Annotated in this window: 6 protein-coding genes; 4 read left to right on the plus strand and 2 right to left on the minus strand. The window is 48.5% G+C overall.

Going from position 1 to position 5,398, the window contains the following annotated elements:
- Positions 1–196 (minus strand): helix-turn-helix domain-containing protein (locus T518_RS10950; protein ID WP_036378902.1); only part of this gene is annotated, 196 nt, incomplete at its 3' end.
- Between the two features lie 307 nt (positions 197–503).
- Here T518_RS10950 and T518_RS10955 point away from each other — a divergent pair.
- Both T518_RS10955 and T518_RS10960 read left to right on the plus strand, forming a co-directional pair.
- The gene (locus T518_RS10955) at positions 504–1,010 is read left to right on the plus strand and encodes a hypothetical protein (protein ID WP_162177257.1); all 507 of its coding nucleotides are present in this window, start codon (positions 504–506) and stop codon (positions 1,008–1,010) included.
- 338 nt (positions 1,011–1,348) lie between these two features.
- A complete protein-coding gene (locus tag T518_RS10960; protein ID WP_036378904.1) occupies positions 1,349–2,827 on the plus strand; it encodes a Sau3AI family type II restriction endonuclease in 1,479 nt (492 codons plus the stop codon).
- Between the two features lie 94 nt (positions 2,828–2,921).
- On the opposite strand, the gene dcm is transcribed toward T518_RS10960, so the two are convergent.
- The gene (gene dcm, locus T518_RS10965) at positions 2,922–4,121 is read right to left on the minus strand and encodes a DNA (cytosine-5-)-methyltransferase (RefSeq protein ID WP_036378905.1); all 1,200 of its coding nucleotides are present in this window, start codon (positions 4,119–4,121) and stop codon (positions 2,922–2,924) included.
- Between the two features lie 159 nt (positions 4,122–4,280).
- On the opposite strand from dcm, the gene T518_RS10970 reads away from it, so the two are divergent.
- Together T518_RS10970 and T518_RS10975 are read left to right on the plus strand one after the other, a co-directional pair.
- Positions 4,281–4,733, plus strand: a complete 453-nt coding sequence (locus T518_RS10970) for a very short patch repair endonuclease (protein WP_072003607.1) — start codon at positions 4,281–4,283, stop codon at positions 4,731–4,733.
- A gap of 466 nt (positions 4,734–5,199) precedes the next feature.
- Positions 5,200–5,398, plus strand: a 199-nt coding sequence (locus T518_RS10975; RefSeq protein WP_036378907.1) for a transposase, incomplete at its 3' end; no start/stop codon positions are given.

Below are 5,398 nucleotides of genomic sequence, written 5' to 3' on the forward strand. Positions count from 1 at the left end.
TGTAGAGCGCTTGCGCGGTCAACGGGCAGTACGACATAGGCTGGTCCGCAGGGGCCGCATTGCGGAGAAGCTCACGCGAGATGGTCGACTTGCTCCGGTTCAGCAGATGGGCAATCTCCGTGATGGATTTGCCCTCAGCAAGAAAAAAGAGTATCTTTTCTCGCTCAAATGGTGTAAGATGTGTGTAGTGGCACATAGGCTCTCCTTTTGTTATAGGTAGTTCTCTTCAAACACCATTATAGCAAAGAAGTCTATGTGTCATTTTAATTTGGTTGTCTAGGAGCTGTTGCACTTAGATTGTAAATCCATCACTAAAATCCTAACATGTCACTGTCAATCATGTACTTCAGGAATCATGATACTTTCAGAGAATCGATATGATAACATATTTTCATCGCCTGTCTTATCTCATTATAAAAGGGTTAACATATCTTTTTATCGAAAATAACGAAATAACAAGAATACTATGATGAAAGGAGATGCACCCTATGAGAAAAATTCACATGATGACACCATTGCTCCTTGTTCTATGCATGCTTATCATGATGCCTCTTGCCAGCGCTAAGATGGTTCAAGTCTCTGATCTTGGGGCCTACCGCTTTGTCGAGCGCATGAATTTCTTTGCCAAGGCACTGGATCCACCTGTATCAATAGACGAGCCACTCCATGTTGGCATGATGCGGCCTGACAGTCCCTATGACATTTACGCCACAGGACAAAAATACGCTGTACTTTCTCTATTTTGCAATCAAGCCGGATATGTGTCGAAAATAACGATTCAAACCCCGTTAAATACAAAAGAAGGGTGGCATAATGCTACTAGGCTATGCGCACTTGCAGTAGCAGCCATTGGTGCTTCCAAAAGTGAATTTGAAGTCTTGTTCAATAAACGTCTCGCTAGCAGGCATTCCTCCGATGTCTGGTGTGCTGCCGCCAATCGCCGAATTATCTTGCAAACCTATCCGTTCAAAAGCACAGCTGTCCTACGTATCACCGCTTATGACCAATGATTTCCTCCATACGCGACAAGAACAGGCCAGGGATATTCCCCGGCCTGTTCTTGTTGTATGAAACACACGCCATGCCGAATCCTTTATTGTGATAAAGGAAATTCACCGGGTGAATTTTTTATTCACCTAAGGGCGTCTTCTCAGTTTCGCTTAATATGCCTTATCTCCAGACAGCCTGCATGTTATAATAGATATTGATAACATGCACATGGAGGAGTGAATGATATGGTGTCTGAGGCACGTCGTATAGAAAAACGTTCCATAGGTGCCAATCCTCATCGTAGACCGCATACTCTATGCTATTGCAAAAAGCCGGAAAAGAATAAGGGGAGGCTGCTATGAAATCTACACCATCATATGACCATACAGATCCATTGAGCATCGAATCGTATGGAAAAAAGATGATTGGCCAGACGTTCCGCTCCATCTACGAACAGTCAATCCAATCAGGAATCATCCGCACAGCGCAGGAAGATACGGCTGCCTATGTGACCAAGCATGAAGACAAGAACTACAAAGGCGGCATCGGCAACCTCGTCGAGGAATGCTGGTTCGGCTACAGGGCCAACAGCGATGCCGAAGCAGACTTCCCCGAAGCTGGTGTTGAACTGAAGGTCACACCGTATGTCAAGAATAAGAAGGGCTTCCGCGCCAAGGAGCGCCTCGTCCTCACGATGATCAACTACATGGAAATCGTCAAGGAACGAGACTTCGAGCACAGCCACCTATGGGAGAAGGCACAGCTCATGCTGCTAGTCTGGTACCTGCATGTGAAAGGCATCAGCGATATGGACAGCACGGTCGATTTCGTACAGCTCTTCACACCTCCAGCAGAAGATCTAAAAATCATACAGAACGACTATCAGAAGATTGTCGCCAAGATAAAGGCGGGCAAGGCTCACGAGCTCTCAGAAGGTGATACCTTGTATCTCGGTGCATGCACAAAGGGCTCAAATTCCAAGCTACGACGTCAGCAGCCGTTCAGCGATGAGCCAGCCAAGCCGCGTGCATTCTCGTTCAAGAATAGCTATATGACCTATGTACTGCTGCACTACATCATGCCTGGCAGGCAGACATACGAGCCAATCGTCAAGTACGGCAAGGTCGATGACTTCGAAAACTTTGTTGAGTCGCGCATCGATGCCTATCGCGGCATGAGTGAGAGCGCACTGCGGAAACGCTTCAATCTGCCCCACCCCTCGAAAAGCATCTACGCACAGATTGTGTTCCGCATCCTTGGTGTCAGAGGGAATCATTGCGAAGAATTCGAGAAGGCTGGTATCGTCGTGAAGACCATCCGCATCCAGAAGAATGGGAAGATGAAAGAGTGCATGTCGTTCCCTGCCTTCCGCTTCCAAGAGCTTGCAGAAGAAACATGGGATGACAGCGCCTTCGGCAATTACTTGCGTGATACGCGCTTCTTCTTCGTCGTGTTCCGAGAAGATGCAGATGGCGAATATCACCTGTCTGGGTGCAAGTTCTGGAATATGCCGTACAAGGACTTAGAATATGGCGTACGAAAAGTCTGGCAAGAAACACACGATATCATAAAAGAAGGACGACTCGTCCTTACACCAGATAATCGCGGACGGCTCAGCAATAACCTACCGAATGCATCTGACAGTCCCATCGCCCATGTCAGGCCGCACGGCCAGACACGTGAGGATACCTATCCCCTGCCAAAAGGTACACATCTCACCGTGCGCGATACCGGGACAGGTCGCGGCACTTGGCCAAATACGACCATTTTCACGAAACAGTGCTTCTGGCTGAACAACAGCTATATCCTCCAGCAGCTCAGAGATGTCATCCACTGACGAATCACTATGCGCCTCTGACTATCAAAAACCGCGGAGAACCATGACCCATATCATGGTTCTCCGCGGTTTACTGTATGCGTCCATATCTTTGTCAGTCCTCACGGTCAATGATCTGACCGAGAGTCTTCCCCATGCGCTCGATGCAGCCGGTGACGAGGGCGTTACCCATGCAGAAGTACTGGAAGCGGTCGCTCATGCCAGTGTCAGTCCAATGTTCCGGGAAGCCTTGGATCTTATTGGCCTCGTTCGGCGTCAGGAGACGTAGGCGCCCAGTATCCAGGTCCTTTACGACATGGGTGCTGCGGTTCGTCGTCCCCTCGCTGGTCAGCATCGTACGGGCCGGACGGTCAACCGGATCTGGGAAGGCGATTGGCCCTTCCGAGAAAGTGTACTTATGACCTGTCTTCGAGGTCCGCTCAATCTTCTTGGCCCCTTTCAGATACTTCCACTTCTCGATGTCATCCCCAAGATAATACTTCTCGGGGACATCGTGATCCATGATATCGCGCAGGAGCTTGTGCGGACCATGGTAGTCCGGCTCTGCTTTGACCGTCGCGATGTGGCCGTCTGACATATAGCCTGCCGTCTCGAACGGGAAAGCAAAGTTCTGCGTAATCTCAAGCAGGTCATGCGTCTCGAGGTCCTTCTTGGATGCAATCACGTTCGGTTTCAGCGGAAAAGTACGAGCAAAGAAGCCATCCGTGTTGAGCATCGCGAGCGGATCATGACCAGCCATCTGCTGGCCGTATACCGTATCGTTGCGATACGCGAAGATGAACGTGCGGCGGCGACGCTGCACGAATCCATAGTCGGCGGCATTGACGACGCGCCACTCCACACTGTAGCCGAGGTCCCAGAACGAAGCGAGGATGATACCGAAGTCACGACCGCGCTGTTTGGCCGGCGACTTCAGCAGGCGATCGACATTCTCAAGCAGGACGAACGGCGGCTGCTTGGCTTTGAGCGTATCGTAAATCTGCCACCAGAGAACGCCCTTCTTGCCCTCGATGCCCTTGGCCCCCGTCGCAGCGACTGAATAGTCTTGGCAGGGGAAACCACCGACAAGAAGCGTGTGATCTGGGATGGTCACCTTGTCAATCAGCCCGATATCCACATTGACATGTGTATCCTCCTTGCCGAAGTGCGCACAATAGCAGTCAAAGGCATCCTGTCGGGCGCGGCTGGGCTCCCACTGGTTCGCCCATACCGTGTCCCAGTCCTTTGAAGCTCGCTCGAGCCCGACGCGGAATCCGCCGACACCAGCGAACAGTTCACAAACAGTCTTGTCCATCGTTTCAATCTCCCTTGCTCGTTCACCCCTTCAATGGGTACGTACTGGCCTATCGGCCGGAATAGTGTTACCATTATATCATAGAACGACCAGAAGATCAACCCTTGGCCATGGTGCTCCATAGCCATAGAATCTCACAGATGGATTGAGGCGATGAGTATGTCACAGACGACAGATAAAAGGACCGGCACGGTCAGTCGGACGAAGAAGCCGTTGACAAAAGCACAGCGCAGCCACATCATGTCAAAGATCCGTGGCAAGGATACAAAGCCGGAAGTCCGTCTGCGCAAAGCCCTCTGGCATAAGGGGCTCCGCTACCGCAAAAACTACCGTCGCCTGCCAGGAACTCCGGACATCGCACTGACACGACAGAAAATTGCCATCTTCGTCGATGGCGACTTCTGGCATGCACGCGGCCATGAAGAGCATCCGGGCGAGCAGGTCAAGCACAACCGCGAGTACTGGGTCCGCCATCTGACACGCAACGTCGAGAAAGCTAAAGAGGTCAATGACGCGCTGACCGAACAGGGATGGCTCGTCCTGCGCTTCTGGGAGAGCGACATCAATAAAAGTCTATCAAGAATATTGAAACAAATCTATCAGTACCTCTGACAAAACACGTACGATATACATTGCTACGTTATCAATTAAGATATATAAATTTGTTATAAGTACAAAATACAAAAACTTTAGAACAAAAAGAGGATTTATCTATATTTATATAGAAATATTAGTATAATGGTATTGCTTCCTGCTAGCAAATTGAGTCCTGACTCAGTATAATAATGTAAAGTTGCTATGCTAATAATACACAGCAATAATACATAAAAACTTTGCAAATGTATTAATTCACTAGATTCTATAATAGTATATACATTCAATATAAGCTATTTTATTAGGACTAAATAAAATTATTTGATTTGAAAATCCTTGTTGAAAATTCATATTTTAAAGGAGATGTTTGTATGAGATAAGGTAAAATATATTTCGCAAATTCAATTTCATAAAAAATAGACATAGTCTATTGCCGCTAGTACAATTAAGTTACCACACAAAATTCGTAAGGAGGCAATAGACCATGTCTGGTAACATTATACAACTTAACGAGGATCTTATAAAGAATAATTTAAAGGATCTCGTACGTGACAGCGTAGAAGAAACGCTGAATGCCCTGCTCGACCACGAGGCGGACGAACTCGTCCGTGCTGGTAAGTATGAGCGAACGGGAGACCGTAAGGGCTACCGTTCCGGTCATTACGAGCGGAATTTCGGCACGA

It is taken from the genome of Mitsuokella jalaludinii DSM 13811 (assembly GCF_000702905.1).
GTDB lineage: Bacteria > Bacillota > Negativicutes > Selenomonadales > Selenomonadaceae > Mitsuokella > Mitsuokella jalaludinii.